Source organism: Pseudomonas sp. BGI-2 (assembly GCF_004310295.1).
Taxonomy (GTDB): domain Bacteria; phylum Pseudomonadota; class Gammaproteobacteria; order Pseudomonadales; family Pseudomonadaceae; genus Aquipseudomonas.
Genome location: NZ_SISB01000033.1, coordinates 1 through 19,293 on the forward strand (window position 1 = coordinate 1; position 19,293 = coordinate 19,293).

General features: G+C 58.8%; 12 protein-coding genes. 8 read left to right on the forward strand and 4 right to left on the reverse strand.

Annotated elements, in window-relative coordinates; all coding sequences use genetic code 11:
* Positions 1-191: 191 nt before the first annotated feature.
* Positions 192-1,142: a DUF1853 family protein gene (locus tag EYC95_RS21075; RefSeq protein WP_131062052.1), complete on the reverse strand. Its 951-nt coding sequence runs from the start codon at positions 1,140-1,142 to the stop codon at positions 192-194.
* A gap of 107 nt (positions 1,143-1,249) precedes the next feature.
* On the opposite strand from EYC95_RS21075, the gene EYC95_RS21080 reads away from it, so the two are divergent.
* The 8 genes from EYC95_RS21080 (at position 1,250) to EYC95_RS21115 (ending at position 11,565) form a co-directional block, all read left to right on the forward strand.
* The gene (locus EYC95_RS21080; RefSeq protein ID WP_010459816.1) at positions 1,250-2,140 is read left to right on the forward strand and encodes an NAD(+) kinase; all 891 of its coding nucleotides are present in this window, start codon (positions 1,250-1,252) and stop codon (positions 2,138-2,140) included.
* The gene (locus EYC95_RS21085) at positions 2,137-3,111 is read left to right on the forward strand and encodes a metallophosphoesterase (RefSeq protein ID WP_371928431.1); all 975 of its coding nucleotides are present in this window, start codon (positions 2,137-2,139) and stop codon (positions 3,109-3,111) included. The genes EYC95_RS21080 and EYC95_RS21085 overlap by 4 nt, the downstream gene beginning before the upstream one ends.
* Entirely contained in the window at positions 3,108-3,977 is an 870-nt protein-coding gene (locus tag EYC95_RS21090; RefSeq protein WP_131062054.1) for a rhomboid family intramembrane serine protease, read from the forward strand. Before EYC95_RS21085 ends, EYC95_RS21090 begins: the two co-directional genes overlap by 4 nt.
* 31 nt (positions 3,978-4,008) lie before the next feature.
* Positions 4,009-4,269, forward strand: a complete 261-nt coding sequence (locus EYC95_RS21095; protein ID WP_131062055.1) for a YeaC family protein — start codon at positions 4,009-4,011, stop codon at positions 4,267-4,269.
* Positions 4,266-5,096, forward strand: coding sequence for a DUF2797 domain-containing protein (locus EYC95_RS21100; protein WP_131062056.1), 831 nt, complete (start codon positions 4,266-4,268; stop codon positions 5,094-5,096). Before EYC95_RS21095 ends, EYC95_RS21100 begins: the two co-directional genes overlap by 4 nt.
* A 10-nt stretch (positions 5,097-5,106) precedes the next feature.
* Positions 5,107-7,764, forward strand: a complete 2,658-nt coding sequence (pepN, locus tag EYC95_RS21105; RefSeq protein ID WP_131062057.1) for an aminopeptidase N — start codon at positions 5,107-5,109, stop codon at positions 7,762-7,764.
* A gap of 314 nt (positions 7,765-8,078) precedes the next feature.
* The gene (locus EYC95_RS21110; protein ID WP_131062058.1) at positions 8,079-9,152 is read left to right on the forward strand and encodes a YCF48-related protein; all 1,074 of its coding nucleotides are present in this window, start codon (positions 8,079-8,081) and stop codon (positions 9,150-9,152) included.
* 28 nt (positions 9,153-9,180) lie between these two features.
* Positions 9,181-11,565, forward strand: a complete 2,385-nt coding sequence (locus EYC95_RS21115) for an RND family transporter (RefSeq protein WP_131062059.1) — start codon at positions 9,181-9,183, stop codon at positions 11,563-11,565.
* 79 nt (positions 11,566-11,644) lie between these two features.
* On the opposite strand, the gene EYC95_RS21120 is transcribed toward EYC95_RS21115, so the two are convergent.
* The 3 genes from EYC95_RS21120 to EYC95_RS21130 all read right to left on the reverse strand — a co-directional run bounded on the left by EYC95_RS21120 (position 11,645) and on the right by EYC95_RS21130 (position 19,190).
* On the reverse strand, positions 11,645-16,417 hold the full coding sequence (locus EYC95_RS21120) for a dermonecrotic toxin domain-containing protein (protein WP_256656982.1): 4,773 nt from the start codon (positions 16,415-16,417) through the stop codon (positions 11,645-11,647).
* 136 nt (positions 16,418-16,553) lie between these two features.
* Positions 16,554-17,273 (reverse strand): FadR/GntR family transcriptional regulator, encoded by a 720-nt coding sequence (locus EYC95_RS21125; protein WP_131062060.1) that lies wholly within the window; start codon positions 17,271-17,273, stop codon positions 16,554-16,556.
* A gap of 180 nt (positions 17,274-17,453) precedes the next feature.
* Positions 17,454-19,190, reverse strand: a complete 1,737-nt coding sequence (locus tag EYC95_RS21130) for an IlvD/Edd family dehydratase (RefSeq protein WP_131062061.1) — start codon at positions 19,188-19,190, stop codon at positions 17,454-17,456.
* Positions 19,191-19,293: the final 103 nt, after the last annotated feature.

Sequence of the window (19,293 nt, forward strand, 5' to 3'; positions counted from 1 at the left end):
GCAGTGATGCGTAAATACCTGACCGGGTTATGGGCATGCATGCGTTCTGGAGAAGAATTTAATACGGCCAAGCTTTTTAGCGAAAAACATCTCGCGAAAGCTTGACCGTGAACAGAGTATCTACAGGTTCTGCGCAATCCTTGTGGGAGCGTGGCTTGCCCGCGAAGGGGTCAGACCAGACACTACAATTCTCAGCCACTACCCGGCACATTCGGCCAAAGATCCGCCACCAGAAACAAGCGCTCAGCTTCCTCCCAATCACCGTCGGCATTCTCGATCAGCCGCACCATCAGTTGCGCCGGGGCCAAAGGCTCCAGATCGCTGAGCCACGCATTCAACTGCTCGGTATTCCAGGTCTGTTCCACAGAATAATGCGCCGGCGCCAGCCAGGCATGGCGGGGCAGGGGTTGCCAGCGGCCGAACGGGCGCTGCACGACAAAATCCGCCCAGTCCTTCTGATGCAGCCAGCTGCCGCGCAAATGCTGCGGATGCGCGCCGCTGGGGGGGGCGGCTTGTCCTGGCCACGGATACAACAGATAGCCGCCCAGCCACAGATGCGCGCTGAACTGCTGGATATCCAGCGCCGCCAGCACCTCGCGGCTCTCGGGTCGGGCGGAAATCGGTAACTGATGCTGCGACAGGTGCGCCAGCTTGCGGTCCAGCCGATCGTGGCAGCCCGGCCCGAGCCATTGCGCCGTGTCGTGTCCGTCACCCTTCTGCGGGCCCAGATAAAGTTTGATTGCCAGTTCCAGGTGATGCACGCCATCGCGGTCGCGCAACAGCATGTCCAGCTCACCTAGCGTGTGGCCTTCGCGGCGGATCGGCATGTTGGCGGCAATCAACTCGATGCCCGGGGCATGGCGCACGGCGTATTGCCACAGGCGTTCGTAATACAGACCCAGTCGCCGGGTCCTGGCTTGTGCCAGCCAGTGCAGCAAGTCATAACTGTCACGATCGAGTTGCCTCAGCCAATGTTCCAGCCGCTCCGGTGCTTGCACCCAGTCGCTGCCGGCCAGCGGATGGCGTTGCGGCCACGGGGTGATGTCGAGCATCGGCGGCGCGAGGATGACCCACGCCAGGTCGCGCACTTCAGGGTGGCGCAACCGGTGGGGTAACTGGAGCAAATCGGGAAATAGGATCATCTTGCGAGCATAGCCCTAAACATGAGTACACCCTTGTGGCTGAAAGGATTTTGTCTATCCCGCGCTTTCGACCATAATCGTGTTTTTCACCGTCGCGCAGGAACCTCATGGAGCAATTTCGTAATATCGGCATCATCGGTCGCCTGGGCAGTTCGCAGGTGCTGGATACCGTCCGCCGACTGAAACGGTTTCTGCTCGATCGTCACCTGCACGTGATCCTCGAAGACACCATCGCCGAAGTCCTGCCGGGTCATGGCCTGCAAACCTCGTCACGCAAGATGCTCGGCGAAGTATGTGACATGGTGATTGTGGTCGGCGGTGACGGCAGCCTGCTCGGCGCCGCGCGTGCCTTGGCCCGACACAATATCCCGGTGCTCGGCATCAACCGGGGCAGCCTCGGTTTCCTGACCGATATTCGCCCTGATGAACTGGAAGTCAAAGTCGCCGAAGTGCTCGACGGCCACTATCTGGTGGAAAACCGCTTCCTGCTGCAAGCCGAAGTGCGGCGCCACGCCGAAGCCATCGGCCAGGGCGACGCGCTGAACGACGTGGTGCTGCACCCCGGCAAATCGACGCGGATGATCGAGTTCGAGCTGTACATCGACGGCCAGTTCGTCTGCAGCCAGAAGGCCGACGGCCTGATCGTCGCCACGCCCACCGGTTCGACCGCCTATGCGCTGTCGGCGGGCGGGCCGATCATGCATCCAAAGCTCGACGCTATTGTGATTGTGCCGATGTACCCCCATACCTTGTCGGGCAGGCCGATTGTGGTCGATGGCAACAGTGAGCTGAAAATCGTCGTGTCCAAAGATATGCAGATTTACCCGCAAGTCTCCTGTGACGGGCAGAACCATTTCACCTGCGCGCCGGGCGACACCATCACCATCAGCAAAAAAGCCCAGAAGCTGCGGCTGATTCACCCGCTCGACCACAACTACTATGAAGTCTGCCGGACCAAGCTCGGCTGGGGCAGCCGGTTGGGTGGTGGAGGCGACTGATGCTCGATCCCGCGCGTAGCTACGACCTGATCGGTGACGTGCACGGTTGCGCTCTGACCCTTGAGCACTTGCTCGACCGGCTCGGTTATCACAAACAAGGTGGCGTCTGGCGACATCCATCGCGCATGGCGGTGTTCGTCGGTGACATCATCGACCGCGGCCCGCGGATTCGCGAGGCGCTGCACATCGTCCACGACATGGTCGAGGCCGGTCAGGCGTTGTGCATCATGGGCAACCATGAATTCAACGCCCTCGGCTGGGCTACACCGGCGCCGCCGGGCAGTGGCAAGCAGTTCGTGCGCGAACACACGCCACGCCATGCACGCCTGCTTGGTGAAACCCTGACTCAATTTGAAGATCATCCGGGCGACTGGCATGACTTCCAGCAATGGTTCTACGAATTGCCATTGTTCGTGGATGCCGGACGTTTCCGCGTGGTGCATGCCTGCTGGGATTCCGGCCTGATCGAGCCGTTGCGCGCGCTGTTCCCCAACGGTTGCGTCGACGAACATTTCCTCCAGGCCTCCGCTGTGCCGGGCAGTTTCGCCTGCACCGTGTTCGATCGCTTGCTGCGCGGCACCGACATGCGTTTGCCGCACGGCTTGACCATGACCAGCGGCGATGGCCTGACGCGTTCATTCTTCCGCACCAAATTCTGGGAAGACGACCCGCAAACCTACGGAGACATTGTGTTCCAGCCTGACGCCTTGCCCGAACCCGTGGCCCAGACGCCACTGTCGTCCACCGAAAAAAACACTTTGCTGCGTTACGGCGTCGATGAACCGCTATTGTTCGTCGGCCATTACTGGCGCAGCGGCAAACCGGCACCGATCCGTCCAAACCTGGCCTGCCTGGATTACAGCGCGGTGCTCTACGGCAAACTGGTCGCCTATCGCCTGGATCAGGAAACCCGTCTCGACCCGCACAAATTTGTCTGGGTCGATGTCGAGCGGCCGGAGATGCTGCAATGAGTACCGTTGCCGTTTTACGTCTGCCGCTGGCGGTGGATTTGAGTGGGTTCGTCAAACTGCTGCAACGCATGCAAGTGCCGCATCGGGTCAGCGAAGAGTCGGGCGAACAGGTGCTGTGGGTGCCGGCCAATATCAGCGAAGACGTCCGCTCTTTATATGAACGTTTTCCGGCGGGCGACCCTGATCAGCAGCTGGACATTCCGGTCGCGCAAACCACCAAACGTCCCGGTTTCGTCGAGCAGCTGCGTCATGCCAAGGCGACCGGGTTGGTGTTGCTGCTGAGCCTGATTGTCGGTGCGGTGACGCTGCTGGGCGAAAACCTCGACACGATGCGCTGGCTGACCTTCCTCGATTTCCGCATCGTCGGCGAGTACATCCATTTTGTGCCTTTGGCTGACAGCCTGGCGGCGGGGCAGTGGTGGCGTCTGGTGACGCCGATGCTGATCCATTTCGGCATCCTGCACCTGGCCATGAACGGCATGTGGTACTGGGAGCTGGGGCGGCGCATCGAGTCGCGCCAAGGCAGCATCAACCTGATCGGCCTGACCTTGCTCTTCAGCCTGGTCTCGAACTACGCCCAGTTTGTTTTCAGCGGCCCGACCTTGTTTGGCGGGTTGTCCGGTGTGCTGTACGGCCTGCTCGGGCATTGCTGGATTTTCCAGATGTTGTCGCCGAACCCGGCTTATCGCCTGCCGCGCGGCGTACTGGTGATGATGCTGGTGTGGCTGGTGCTGTGCCTGTCGGGCCTGGTCTCGATGATCGGTTTCGGTGAAATCGCCAACGCGGCCCACGTCAGCGGGTTGCTCGTCGGATGCTTGACCGGTTTGTTGGGTGGTTTGTACAACCGCCGTAAACTGGCCGTCTAAATCAGTTATGTATTAAAGAGCGGAGCCCTTGATGTCCTCTTTTAACGAAATGATCCAAAACATCACCCCCGATATCTACCAGAGCCTGAAACTGGCCGTGGAAATCGGCAAATGGTCCGACGGTGGCAAACTCACCGCCGAGCAACGCGAACTGTCGTTGCAAGCGATGATCGCCTGGGAAATCCAGAACCTGCCCGAGGAAGTGCGTACCGGCTACATGGGCCCGCAGGAATGCAGTTCGAAGTCGATCAGCGTGCCGAACATCCTGTTCAAGTCGGATGCCGTCCATTGATTGAGATTGGCCGCGGTGCTATCAGCAAAATGTCGGCGCGCCTTGACGGGCCGAACGTGCAGTACGCGTTTCGTCTGGACGACGTCGAGGTGCCGGTCAATCCATTGATCGGCTCCACGGTGCGTTTGGAATACTTGGGGGCAATCCATTGCTCCCATTGCGGGCGCAAGACCAAAACCAGTTTCAGCCAGGGGTATTGCTACCCGTGCATGACCAAACTGGCGCAGTGCGATCTCTGCATCATGAGCCCGGAGCGTTGCCACTACGACGCTGGCACCTGCCGTGAGCCGGAGTGGGGCGAGAAGTTCTGCATGACCGATCACATTGTGTATCTGTCGAACTCATCCGGGGTGAAGGTCGGGATTACCCGCGCCACCCAGCTGCCGACTCGCTGGATCGACCAGGGCGCCCGTCAGGCGTTGCCGATCATGCGCGTCTCGACCCGCCAACAGTCGGGGTTTGTCGAAGACCTGTTCCGCAGTCAGGTGGCAGACAAGACCAATTGGCGTGCTTTACTCAAGGGCGACGCGGTGTTGGTGAACCTGGCCGAGGTTCGCGATCAGCTATTTGATAGTTGCGCCGAAGGTTTGCAAGGTTTGCAGGAACGATTTGGCCTACAAGCGATCCAGACCATTGCCGACGTAGAAACCCTCGAAATCCGCTATCCGGTCGAGCAATACCCGGCCAAAATCGTCAGCTTCAACCTGGACAAGAATCCGATTGCCGAAGGCACGCTGTTGGGGATCAAGGGCCAATACCTGATTTTCGACACCGGCGTAATCAATATTCGTAAATACACGGCTTATCAGCTCGCCGTGCATCAGTAAGGACTCCAGCATGCGCACCGAACAACCGAAGATGATTTACCTGAAGGACTATCAGGCGCCCGAGTACCTGATCGACGAGACGCACCTGACCTTCGAGTTGTTCGAGGACCACAGCCTGGTCCATGCGCAACTGGTGATGCGCCGCAATCCTGAGCGTGGTCCGGGCCTGCCGCCGCTGGTGCTGGATGGCCAGCAACTCGAACTGCTGTCGGTCACCCTGGCCGACAACGAGTTGAGCGACGCTGATTATCAACTGACTGAAAGCCATCTGACCCTGCACCCGACCAGCACCACGTTCACGGTCGATACCAGCGTCAAGATCCACCCGGAAACCAACACCGCCCTGGAAGGTTTGTACAAATCCGGCACGATGTTCTGCACCCAGTGCGAGGCCGAAGGCTTCCGCAAGATCACCTATTACCTCGACCGCCCGGACGTGATGAGCACCTTCACCACCACGGTGGTCGCCGAGCAGCACAGCTATCCGGTGTTGCTGTCCAACGGTAACCCGATTGCCTCAGGTCCCGGCGAAGAGGGCCGGCACTGGGCGACCTGGGAAGACCCGTTCAAGAAACCTGCCTACCTGTTCGCGCTGGTGGCCGGTGACTTGTGGTGCGTCGAAGACACCTTCACCACCATGAGCGAGCGCTCCGTCGCGCTGCGCATTTATGTCGAGCCGGAAAACATCGACAAGTGCCAGCACGCGATGAACAGCCTGAAGAAGTCTATGCGCTGGGACGAAGAGGTCTACGGTCGCGAGTACGATCTGGACATCTTCATGATTGTCGCGGTTAACGACTTCAATATGGGCGCCATGGAGAACAAGGGCCTCAACATCTTCAACTCCAGCGCCGTGCTGGCCCGCGCCGAAACCGCGACCGACGCCGCGCACCAGCGTGTCGAAGCGATCGTCGCTCACGAGTACTTCCACAACTGGTCGGGCAACCGCGTGACCTGCCGCGACTGGTTCCAGTTGTCGCTCAAGGAAGGCTTCACCGTGTTCCGCGATTCGGGCTTCTCCGCCGACATGAACTCGGCGACCGTGAAGCGTATCCAGGACGTGGCGTACCTGCGCACCCATCAGTTCGCCGAAGACGCAGGTCCCATGGCTCACGCCGTGCGCCCGGACAGCTTCATCGAGATTTCCAACTTTTATACCCTGACCGTGTACGAAAAGGGTTCGGAAGTGGTCGGCATGATCCACACCTTGCTCGGCGCCGAAGGCTTCCGCAAAGGCAGCGACCTGTACTTCGAACGCCATGACGGCCAGGCCGTGACGTGCGATGACTTCATCAAAGCCATGGAAGACGCCAACGGTGTCGACCTGACCCAGTTCAAACGCTGGTACAGCCAGGCCGGCACGCCGCGTCTGGCGGTGAGCGAGTCTTACGATGCGGCGGCGAAAACCTACAGCCTGACCTTCCGCCAGAGCTGCCCGGCGACCCCGGACAAGGTTGAAAAACTGCCGTTCGTGATTCCTGTGGAATTGGGCCTGCTGGACCCGAAAGGGGCGGCCCTTGCGTTGCGTCTTTCCGGTGAAGCCAGTGCCCAAGGCACTTCGCGGGTCATTTCGGTGACCGAAGCCGAGCAGACCTTCACCTTCGTCGACATCGCCGAACAGCCGCTGCCTTCGTTGCTGCGCGGTTTCTCGGCACCGGTGAAACTGAGCTTCCCGTACAACCGCGATCAACTGATGTTCCTGATGCAGCACGACAGCGACGGTTTCAACCGCTGGGATGCCGGTCAGCAATTGTCAGTTCAGGTGCTGCAAGAGCTGATCGCTCAGCAGCAGAAGGGCGAGAAACTGGTGCTGGATCAGCGCCTGATTTCTGCCTTGCGTACCGTGCTGTCCGACGAGACGCTGGACCAGGCGATGGTTGCGGAAATGCTTTCGCTGCCAGGCGAGGCGTACCTGACTGAAATCAGCGAAGTGGCTGACGTCGATGCCATCCATAGCGCTCGCGAGTTTGCCCGCAAGCAATTGGCTGAAGGTTTGTTCGAAGCGCTGTGGCTGCGTTATCAGGCCAACCGCGACCTGTCGAAGAAAACCCCGTATGTGGCCGAGGCGGAGCATTTTGCGCGTCGCGCGTTGCAGAACATTGCGCTGTCGTACCTGATGCTCAGCGGCAAGCCGGAAGTGTTGGCGGCAATGCTTGAACAATTCGAGACCAGCGACAACATGACCGAACGCCTGACGGCGTTGGCGGTGTTGGTCAACTCGCCCTATGAAGAAGACAAAGCACGGGCGCTGGCGAGTTTTGCCGAGCACTTCAAGGACAATCCGCTGGTCATGGATCAGTGGTTCAGTGTCCAGGCGGGCAGCACGTTGCCGGGTGGTCTGGAGCGTGTTCGTCAGTTGATGGAGCATCCGGCGTTCAACATCAAGAACCCGAACAAGGTGCGGGCACTGGTCGGTGCGTTTGCCGGGCAGAACCTGATCAACTTCCATGCGGCTGACGGGTCCGGGTATCGGTTCCTGGCGGATCTGGTGATCGAGTTGAACGGGTTTAACCCGCAGATCGCTTCTCGCCAACTGGCACCGCTGACTCGCTGGCGCAAATACGACGACGCTCGTCAGGCTTTGATGAAAGGTGAGCTGGAGCGGATTCGTGCTTCGGGTCAGTTGTCCAGTGATGTGTTCGAGGTGGTCAGCAAAAGCCTGGCTTGATCCCTGTTCCGCGGAGTACCTGATCGTTCCCACGCTCTGCGCGCAGAGCGTGGGAACGATCTTCACGATCTTGCTAAACATCACCCCTCAGAATACCTCCCCATTCACTCACGCCCGTTATGCCCCCCAGTTAACAAAACATAACGTGGCGTCGATTGTCAGACCTTTCCAAACCCCGATAGGATAAGCCAGCTTCCGAAGGGGCTCTAGATTGCGCATTTCAGGACTATGCTCCAGAACAGGCAATCCCGATGAGCACCGTTACGGCGCCCTGAAAGGTTAAATGACCTAACAATAATAATGGGGGAAGGTCTATGAGTGAGCCTGTCATGGGTGTGGGTATTTGCCGCCCGCCGGTATTACGCAAGTTCGCGTTGCTGGCTACAGCGCTCTCGCTGTTGGGTTGTGCGGTGCTGTCGGCACCTGCGTTGGCTGCTGCGGCGCCAGCATCCGACATCGTGTATTCCGTTGAATCTGCCAAAGCCAGCAAGAGCCTGATGCTCGACGTCGTGCATGCCGGCAAGCGCCTGGTGGCCGTCGGTGATCGCGGGCACATTCTGTATTCCGATGACCAGGGTGCCACCTGGACCCAGGCCAAGGTGCCTACCCGGCAATTGTTGGCGTCGGTGTTTTTCGCCGATGACAAGCACGGCTGGGCCGTCGGCCATGACGCACAGATCCTCGCCAGCGAGGACGGTGGCGCTACCTGGACCAAGCAATTCGAAGATTTGAAACGCGAATCGCCGCTGCTCGACGTCTGGTTCCAGGACGTCAACAGCGGCTTTGCCGTGGGTGCTTACGGCGCGTTGCTGGCCACCACCGACGGTGGCAAGCATTGGGAGGATGCCAGCGATCGCCTCGACAACGAAGACCAGTACCACCTCAACGGCATTGCGGCGGTCAAGGATGCCGGGCTGTTCATCGTCGGCGAGCAGGGCAGCATGTTCCGCTCTGCCGACTGGGGCCAGACCTGGGAAAAGCTTGAAGGCCCATACGAAGGTTCGCTGTTCGGCGTGATCGGCACCGCTCAGGCCAACACGCTGCTGGCCTACGGGTTGCGCGGCAATCTGTTTCGCTCCACCGATTTCGGCACCACCTGGGAGCCGGTCGAGCTCAAGGCTGCCCGCGGCGCTTTGGAGTTCGGTCTGTCCGGCGCAACGTTGCTTGACGACGGCTCCATCGTCATCGTCGGCAACGGCGGCTCGGTGATCCGCAGCAACGACAACGGCGAAACCTTCAGCGTGTTCAACCGTCCGGATCGCATTTCCGTTTCGGCAGTGACTGCAGCAGGCAACGGCAATCTGATTCTGGCGGGGCAGGGCGGCGTTCGCATCACCTCGCCAACCGGTGCCGGCGCAGAGAATGGCAAAAACGGGTCGTCCAAATGAGCCGGGCAAATAACAAGAAGGCGGGTCTATGACATCCTTGAGCAGTCATCACCAAGACAAGGCGACGTTTCTTGAACGCCTGATTTTCAATAACCGCCCGGCAGTGATCGTCATCTGCCTGCTGGTCAGCATCTTCCTGTTCTGGCAGGCGACGCTGATCCGGCCGTCCACCAGTTTCGAAAAAATGATCCCCCTGGAGCATCCATTCATTCAAAAGATGATGGAGCACCGTAACGATCTGGCGAACCTGGGCAACACGGTGCGCATTTCGGTGGAAGCCACCGATGGCGACATCTTCTCCAAGGAATACATGGAGACCCTGCGTCAGATCAACGACGAGGTGTTCTACATCTCCGGTGTCGATCGTTCCGGCCTCAAGTCGTTGTGGAGCCCAAGCGTACGCTGGACCGAGGTGACGGAGGAGGGTTTTGCCGGTGGCGAAGTCATTCCGCAGAGCTATAACGGCTCCCAGCAAAGCCTCGACCTGCTGCGCAACAACGTGCTCAAGTCCGGTCAGGTCGGGCGTCTGGTGGCCAACGACTTCAAGTCGAGCATCGTCGATATCCCGCTGCTGGAGTCCTACCCGGATCCGCAGGACCAGGGCAAGTTGCTGGCGCTGGACTACCGCAAGTTCTCCCACGAGTTGGAAGAAAAGATTCGCGACAAGTTTGAAGCGCAGAACCCTAACGTGCAGATCCATATCGTCGGTTTCGCCAAGAAAGTCGGCGACCTGATTGATGGCCTGGTCATGGTGGTGATGTTCTTCGGCGTTGCCTTCATCATCACGCTGATCCTGCTGTACTGGTTCACCAACTGCATGCGCAGCACTGTGGCGGTGTTGAGTACCACGCTGGTGGCGGTGGTCTGGCAGTTGGGGTTGATGCACTTCTTTGGCTTCGGACTCGATCCGTATTCGATGCTGGTGCCGTTCCTGATCTTCGCCATCGGTATTTCCCACGGCGTGCAGAAGATCAACGGGATCGCGTTGCAGTCCAGCGAAGCCGACAACGCCTTGACCGCCGCACGGCGCACGTTCCGTCAGCTGTTCCTGCCGGGGATGATCGCGATCCTCGCGGACGCAGTGGGCTTCATCACGCTGCTGATCATCGACATCGGTGTGATTCGTGAACTGGCCATCGGCGCCTCCATTGGTGTAGCGGTGATCGTGTTTACCAACCTGATCCTGCTGCCGGTGGCGATCTCCTACGTTGGTATCAGCAAACGCGCCGTCGAACGCAGCAAGAAGGATGCACACCGCGAACACCCGTTCTGGCGCCTGCTGTCGAGCTTCGCCAGCCCGAAAGTCGCACCGGTGTCGATCATCCTGGCCTTGCTGGCCTTCGGTGGCGGCCTCTGGTACAGCCAGAACCTGAAGATCGGTGACCTCGATCAGGGTGCTCCCGAGTTGCGTCCGGACTCGCGATACAACAAGGACAACAACTTCATCATCAGCAACTACTCCACCAGTTCCGACGTATTGGTGGTGATGGTCAAGACCAAGTCCGAAGGCTGCTCGCGCTACGAAGCCATGGCGCCGATCGACGAACTGATGTGGAAGATGCAGAACACCGAGGGCGTGCAGTCGGCGATCTCCCTGGTGACCGTATCCAAACAGATGATCAAGGGCATGAACGAGGGCAACCTGAAATGGGAAACCCTGTCGCGCAACCCTGACGTACTGAACAACTCCATCGCCCGTGCCGATGGCTTGTACAACAACAGTTGCTCCCTGGCGCCGGTACTGGTGTTCCTCAACGACCACAAGGCCGCCACCCTGGATCGCGCGGTGCATGCGGTGCAGGACTTCGCCAAGGAAAACAACAAGGACGGCCTGGAATTCATCCTCGCGGCGGGTAACGCGGGCATCGAGGCGGCCACCAACGAGGTGATCAAGGAATCCGAGCTGACCATCCTGATCCTCGTCTACATCTGCGTCGCGACCATGTGCATGATCACCTTCCGTTCCTGGGCGGCGACCTTGTGCATCGTGCTGCCGCTGGTGCTGACGTCGGTACTCGGCAACGCCCTGATGGCCTTCATGGGCATCGGCGTGAAAGTCGCGACCCTGCCAGTGGTGGCGCTCGGGGTGGGGATTGGCGTGGACTACGGCATTTACATCTATAGCCGTCTGGAAAGCTTCCTGCGTGCGGGCCTGCCGTTGCAAGAGGCGTACTACCAGACGCTGAAGTCCACCGGTAAAGCCGTGCTGTTCACCGGCCTGTGCCTGGCGATCGGCGTGTGCACCTGGATCTTCTCGGCCATCAAGTTCCAGGCCGACATGGGCCTGATGCTGACCTTCATGCTGCTCTGGAACATGTTCGGCGCACTGTGGCTGCTGCCAGCGCTGGCACGGTTCCTGATCAAACCGGAGAAACTGGCGGGGCAGAAGGGCAACTCGTTGTTCGCTCACTAAACCTTATTCAGGACGAGACACAAAACCAAAAAAAGCCGCAACCTCAGGTTGCGGCTTTTTTAATGGGCGATTGGAAAACTCAGCGCGGTTCCAACGGTAAAAAATCGCTGTTCGCTAGTTCCTTGCTGATGATTCCATGATGCATATCGATTTTTTGCCTCGGATCCTTGGCCTTGGCCATGGCCGATTCGTAGGTTTCGAAGCGTTGTTCTCTCGTTTTTAGATGGGCCTGGGTGTAGTCAATCTTGGCATCATCCGCGTTGGCATAGTGAAAATGCCCGTACCAGCAGGCTTGATTGTCGTTATTCAACAAGACGTACTCTTGCATGAAGTCACGCCGTCCGGTTTTCAGCTGAACCCGTTGGCCGATGATTCGCGCAAAAATGGCGTTGCGCCGCAGCAGGTATTCCACGCCCTCGCTACTGGGCGGTCGGGCGAGAGTCATGCGGGTGCGAAGTTCGGTCGCCTTGGTGTTGAGGATGCACGCCTTGTCCCTGAGTCCATTGATCAGCGAAACGTCTGGATCCCGGTTGGACGGAGGGCTTTCGTGCTGCTCCAGGCTATCGGCGTACCCGATCAGCTTTTGTGCCTCACGTTGCAATTGCTCTTCGATTTCCTTGGGAGAACTGGCGCGTTGCGCGTAACCCTCAATCTTTTGCACGTGTTTATCGACATCGGCCAACGCCTTGCGGGCATCACCCTTGAGCTGCTGATAGGGGTGCGGAGCCTTGGGAGTTACCGGCCTGATATCGACAACTTCTACCCAGACATTGGGCTCGTGCTCGTGGAACGAAGCCAGTGGCCTTTCTTCGAAAGGGTGGTTGATGTCGACAATGTCGCCTCCCTGGTTGGCGATTCGTTGGCGCAGATCGCCAATCAATGTGCCTTTGGCAGTTTTGATAACCCTCTTGCGACTGGACCATGAATAGGGACGTTTCACCGGCGGCCAGGGTCCGGATGCAGACGTTGACGGCTCCTGCGGTTGCGGCTGCAGTTGAAGCGCTTCCGCCAGACGTCGCTCGGCATCGACACGCAGCTGATCAATGAGCTCGCGCAGACGATTGAAGGGATGTGTCTGCAGTTCATCTGTACTGAAAATGCCTATCGCCTCAAGTCCGTCCTGTGCCTTGTTGTACTGATCGACCAGATTCTCCAGAACGGCGATCCGGTCGCTATTGCTGTAGGTGTGCTCCGTTTGCAGTTCTGCATGCGAGCGAGACAGCAGCAGCAAGGGGCTGAGGGTGTGTTCGAGCACACCCATGGTGTTGCTTCCGAGGGCCTTGAGACTGAGCAGGCGCAAGACACTCATCTGGTAGCACTTGACTCGCAGTGCCGTCATTTCATTTTCGGGCCTGTTGCCGGTCAGTCGTTTCCAGTACTCGATGCCCAGGCGAGGGACCCGCTTGAGTTCCTGCAGTCGACTGTCCACCTGTTCAAGAAGCTTGATCATGGTTTCGTTGATGTCGGAGGTTTTGCGCATGAACTCAAAGTACCGTTCCAGCACCACGGTGCCTTCGGTTTTCAGCGCTTCATGCAAATGCCCGACACCATTTCTCAAATCTGCGTACTGGCGATCGGCAGCTTCGCGTTCCCAGTCAGCGATGACGATCTGTTTGCGAGTATTGTTGATAAGGTTTTCTGACAGGCTGCATAGCTGCACCGGATCGGGATCGGATTTGGTCAATTCGCCCAGTTCCCTGATCTCCACCAACAGTGTGGCGTAGCTTTCGGTCTGTTTGCCCAGTTCATCAACGAACCGTTGCCTGTAGGTGGCGCGATCGAGTTCGGTGCTGGCGGGGTCGTTTCTTTTCAGCTGCATCAGGTTTTCAGCGATGTCGACACGCTTCTGCCCTCGAGCTTGTTGGTCCACGAACTCCTGACGATTCAATTCCAGCAGGCTGATGCGTTGTTGCGTGATTTCCCGCCGGGCGTTGATTCGTGCGTTGCGCCCGCCGCCGAGCAGTTTCAGCCCTTGATCCAGTGTCCAGCGGCCATCTCCATTGGTTTTGAGCTTGACCCCCGGATGATCCGGGTGCTCTGGATGGATGAGATAAACCTCACCGAACCCGGGCACGATACTGACGCGAAACAGCAGACCCGCGACGGTGCCGTGCCATTTGTTGCCGATCAGGTACAAACCTTTGAAGGCGCCGGTTGTAATGGGCGTTGGCAGAGGTGTCGGCCATGGCACCTGAACCTCCCGTAATGTGTTGAACAGCCGGGCCGATGCCGAATCGCGAGCGCTCGACAGGTTGAAGTCCAACAGGGTATTGCCACTGCCCGGCGGCTCGGAGGGCAGGCCCGGAGTGTCCTGGGTGATGGTTGCCTCCGTGGGCCATGAGAACGTCTGCGAAGGCCGGCGCAAGGAGGCGAGGGCGTCCTGGATTTCCGTCGCTGCGCTGTTGGAAAGTGCTGGGGCTCCGTCTTCTCGGGCCACATGCAGAACCAGCAGGCCAATGTTCAACAGCACATCGATCCAGGCCTGGTTCCGCGCCTTCGGGTCATCACTGTCCAGCGCTGGAAGATCGTTGATCAGGCTGTGGGCGATTTGCAGCATCCAGCCCACGACCATGGCGGGGCCGCGCAGCAGCGGCAGAATCACGTTGTTGAACACCAGCCATCCACCCTCGAGGATGATCGCCCACCGGCTCTCGGCATTCGACACCGATTGCCGGTCCGCCAGATCAATCAGTGTGCGTGCGTTGCTGACAAACAGGCTGGTCAACAATCGACCTTCGTCCAGCGCGGTGAGCCAGTCGCCGGCCGCTTCGTCGCCTGCGAGAATCGCCGGTTGCGGCTTATCCGGCAGTGTGAATTCGTCGCCGGCATGGAAGTGAACAATGTGGGGTTCGTTGAACCCGTTGTTGTCGTAGATCGGCCGTGCGCGATCCGGCAGCCAGGTCAGCACACTGGTTTGCAACGGGCCGGCATGAGCTATCGCATTCAGCAAGTCCTGACGGGTGGGGTATTGGTGCAGGGGATCTGAGTACAGCGGTCGGTAAAGAATATGTGGGTTGACGGCATTCAGGTCTTTTGGCTCGATGATGAACATGTTGCTGACCACGTCACACGTGGCGCCTGCCTTGCGTTGAAACGCCAAAGGCCTGATAACGATCGACTGTTCATCAACGATTCGCTCGGCAGCAAGTGGATGGAACACTGCATCGACATATCGATAGCCCTGGCGGGTGAAGCCGTGCTCACCCTTGATCGAGTGCTCAAGGGCACGCAGCGGCAACTGTATGCTCAGCTCCAGACCGAAGAGTCGTAGCCGCTCCTTGATCTTGGGACTATCCCCAAGCAGTTGCGCATCGATGTATTCGGGGTAGTGTTTTCCGACATCGACCCGACTCACCAGATCAAGCAAATAGGTCTCGGTTGTCCAGTCTTGAATCAGCTGATTCCCGGTGTGGCGGATGGTCATCCGGCCTTTGGGTTTGCCTGCGAGATTTTTGATCGCCAGATCGGTCAGTGACATTTGAACGGGCTCGATGTAGCCGCTGCCCAGGTCACCGACAGGCACATGAAAGGTTAACTCCAGTTCATCTGACTTGTAGCCGGGTGCCAGAGGCTGGTCTTTGAGCATTTGTTCAAGCAGCGCATTTCTAGCGAACGTGCGAAGGTCAACGACATCGTCGCGTAACGAGCGTCCCTGGATCTGCTGGTAGACGCTAGCCATCGACAACGTGTGTTTGCGCCACGCCATCCGATCCGTGCTGCCCGTGTCCTGCAACCACTGGGGAATCGTTGTCTGTATCGGTCGAAGGTGCGCCGGGTTGTTGTCGCCACCGATAAACCGCGCGGCCAAATCGGTGACCGAATCAAAACGTTTTTCAAGGCCATCCAGACTTTGTGAGGCAGGCAGTTTGAGCGACTCGAGATCTTCCAGTTGCTGGTTCAGGAGCAGGGCTGCCTGGGTATCAAAGATATTGCCGTCCGCTTTAAAACGTTTCCACTTCATGGAATCAAACATGAAGTTTTTCTGAAACCGGGTACCCCACGACTGACCAAAAGCTTGCAGGGAAGGGTAAGACTCGATGCTGCCGGTCACGCTGCACAGTAAATGGGTATCACCGCAAATTACCAGGATGTCGGAAGTCTGCAGCGTGATAGACACGTCGCCTTTGGTCAGCGTGGTTTGAAGCGTGCAGGCTTCAACAGTGCTTTTTTCCCAAGGTCGCTGAAGGCGTTGCCGGTTGTCTGGCTGGCGGACCAATTCCATGAGGACCTCTGCCTGTAACGCATTTACCGCTGACAGGCGCGTAGCCGACGTTTCCAGCACGCCGGTGAGTAAATCCCCCAGCCATTGCCAGCGGCTCACGCCGGTTTCGTCTTTCTCGTTCCAGTAAGTCGTCAATGCTTCCTGAAAGCCGATATAGAGAATGTTGGGTAATTCGCGGATGACATTCGCGATCACTTGCATATCGGGCAGCCGGGACGTTGTTTTATCGACGGTGAGTTGCGCGGGGGCTCGGTTTGTCAAAAAGCAGCTGCGACCAAATTGCTCGTCTAAATCGGGAAACGCACCGCCGGCCAGATATTCCAGCACCACGTCCACAAGCAGTGTCAGCCGCCAGGCACCATCCGGGATTGGTTGGGCAACTTTGGTTCGGTCAGGGTCGAACTCCAGTTTTGGGTATTTTTCCAGAATGCCGTCCTTGAGCATGCGAACGGTTTGCGAGCGAAAGGTGGGTCGGGTATTGAATCGCGTGTTGACCGCTCGCGCGATGATATTGGTGTAGCCCGCGGCGGGTAGTGGGGTAGATGTCGGCATTATGCAATCCATTGCATGAAGGGTTCCGCAACGTAAATCAACGTCGGACAGGATGTGCGGTAGCCGCTTACCGCACATTGTTCAATTCGATGTGCCAGGGGACGCTTTCAAGCCGAAACGAAAAAGCCGCAACCCGGGTTGCGGCTTTTTTAACTCTCAAATTTCACACCAACCACTGTGGGAGCGGGCTTGCTCGCACATGGGATTTTTGCTGTTAAGAGGGATCGCTGCCGAGCACGACATTCAGTGCACTGCGCGCATCATCCAGCTGCACCAGCGTCGCATGCCGCGCACCCAGCGCATCACGGTTCTCGATCGCCGTCAGAATCGCCTTGTGTCGCGGCAACGCCAGTTCATGCAGATTTGGCCGCTGGTTGGAATGCTTCAGCGCTTCAGCAATCGCCACCGACAGCATGTTGCACAGGTTGGCCAGCAGATCGTTGTGGGTCGCATCGGCGATGCGGCTGTGAAAGTCCAGGTCCGGTTGCAACAGCGCTTCTGGTGTCGGTGCGGCTTCCATGCGCTGGTAGGCTTCGCCGATGGAAGCGATGTCAGCGTCGGTCGCGAATTGTGCGGCGAGGGCGGCGGCAGCGGGCTCGATGATGCTGCGTACGCTGGTCAGCAAATCGAAGAATTCATTCTGCGGGCTGCTTTGCATCAGCCAATGCAGCACATCCGGATCGAGCATGTGCCATTCCTTGCGCTGCTTGACCACGGTGCCGACCCGCGGACGGGAATACACCAGGCCTTTGGCAACCAGCACGCGGGTTGCTTCGCGCAAAACCGGGCGGCTGACCGCGTACTCCTCGCACAGCAGGGCTTCGGCGGGCAGTTTGTCACACGGTTTGAAGCGCCCGGAAACGATCTGCATGCCCAATTCCTGGACGATGCGCGAGTGCATGCTTTTGCGGTCGGAGGGTTTGCGGTAATCCATGGGGAACGGCGCGATCCTGTGCGATGGAGATGCGGCGCATGATAACAGGCGCGCGGTGATCGTTCCCACGCTCTGCGTGGGAATGTATCAAGGGACGCTCTGCGTCCCCTCGCGGGAAGTGACGCGGAGCGTCACGGGCTGCATTCCCACGCAGAGCGTAGGAACGATCGGTGGAGAGGATTAATGAGAATGGCGAGGCACTTCGGAGCCGCGGCAACCGACCAGGAAGTCAAAGTCGCAACCCTGATCTGCTTGCAGCACATGGTCGATGTACAGCTGACGATAACCGCCCACGATCAATTGCTGCGGCGGTTGCAGATCCGCCATGCGCGCCGCCAGTTCCGCATCCGGAATATCCAGATGCAAACGCCCGTTGGCGCAATCCAGTTCAATCCAGTCACCTTCCTTCACTGTGGCTAAAGGCCCGCCGGCCGCCGCTTCCGGCGCAACGTGCAAAACCACCGTGCCGTACGCCGTGCCGCTCATGCGAGCGTCGGAAATGCGTACCATGTCCGTCACTCCCTGAGCCAACAGCTTCGCCGGCAAGCCCATGTTGCCGACTTCGGCCATGCCCGGATATCCCTTCGGTCCGCAGTTCTTCATCACCAGAATCGAGTTGGCATCGACGTCCAGTTCCGGATCGTTGATCCGCGCCTTGTACATGTCGAAGTTCTCGAACACCACCGCACGCCCGCGATGTTGCATCAGTTCGGCACTGGCCGCGGAGGGCTTGAGCACCGCACCCAGTGGCGCCAGGTTGCCGCGCAATACGCAGATCCCGCCGTCGGCGCGGATCGGATTGTCGAGGGTGCGGATCACTTCGTCCTGGCCGTAAATCGGTGCGTCCTTGGTGTTCTCGCCGAGGGTCTTGCCGTTGACGGTCAAGGCATTCGGGTTGGGAATCAGATTGGCTTCACCGAGGCGACGCAGTACTGCTGGCAGGCCGCCGGCGTAGTAGAACTCTTCCATCAGGAAGCGCCCGGACGGTTGCAGGTCGACGATGGTCGGCATGCCGCGACCGATACGCGTCCAGTCATCCAGGTCCAGTTCGACGCCGATGCGACCGGCGATGGCTTTCAAGTGGATCACGGCGTTGGTCGAGCCACCGATGGCGGCGTTCACACGGATGGCGTTTTCGAAGGCTTCCTTGGTCAGGATCTTCGACAACTTCAAATCCTCGCGAACCATCTCCACCGCGCGCATGCCAGACATGTGCGCCAACACATAACGCCGCGCATCAACCGCGGGAATCGCCGCGTTGTGGGGCAGGGACGTGCCCAGTGCTTCTGCCATGCAGGCCATGGTCGACGCGGTGCCCATGGTGTTGCAGGTACCGGCCGAACGGGACATGCCGCCCTCGGCCGCGAGGAAATCGTCAATGGTGATGGTGCCGGCTTTTACCTGTTCGCTGAGCTGCCAGACCACGGTGCCGGAGCCAATGTCCTGGCCTTTGTGCTTGCCGTTGAGCATCGGCCCGCCGGTGACCACGATCGCCGGCACGTCGCAACTGGCCGCGCCCATCAACAGTGCCGGGGTGGTTTTGTCGCAACCGGTCAGTAACACCACGCCGTCAATCGGGTTGCCGCGAATCGCTTCTTCGACGTCCATGCTGGTCAGGTTGCGGGTGAACATCGCGGTCGGGCGCAGGTTCGATTCGCCGTTGGAAAACACCGGGAATTCCACCGGCCAGCCACCGGCCTCGATCACCCCACGTTTGATGTGCTCCGCGATCTGGCGGAAATGCGCGTTGCACGGGGTCAGTTCCGACCAGGTGTTGCAGATGCCGATGATCGGCTTGCCGTGGAACTGGTGGTCGGCGATGCCCTGATTCTTCATCCAGCTGCGGTACATGAAGCCGTTCTTATCGGCGGTGCCAAACCATTGGGCGGAGCGCAGGTTGGGTTTCTTATCAGACATGATCGATTCTCTTATTGTATGACTATATTGTTCGAGCTACGGCGTAAAATAAGCGCAATTTCGCCTGTTTGGAAGTGTTGTTGGCCAATTAGTATTACTATAT